Genomic DNA, 301 nt, shown 5'->3' with positions numbered 1-301 from the left:
CGTGCGTAGCCCAGCCAACTGGTCGTCCTCGTCCTCGCCGGGGCGGGGTTGGAGGAGCCAGACGCCGCGTCGGCGGCGGGCTTGGTCTTGTCGGGCGCGTTCGGCCTCGGCGTCGAGGGCGATGACGGCGGTCTCGACAAGCCGGATCAGCCGGGCGGGGGACTCCAGGGCATGCTCGGTGACCAGGGCGTCGATCTCGCCGACTTGGTCGGGGGTGAGGGTGCGGGTCATCCGGGTGATCTTGCGGGCGATCCAGGGCTCGACCTCGAGGTGCTGCACCCGTCGCCAGAAGTCGGGGAGT

Annotated in this window: 1 pseudogene; it reads right to left on the bottom strand. The window is 71.4% G+C overall.

Annotation, left to right across the window (positions count from 1 at the left end):
• A pseudogene (locus ACYQ1K_RS27990) lies at nt 1-301 on the bottom strand (hypothetical protein); the annotation flags it as partial.

The organism is Nocardioides sp. AN3 (assembly GCF_054653495.1).
This window is presented reverse-complemented; position numbering and strand designations above follow the sequence as displayed.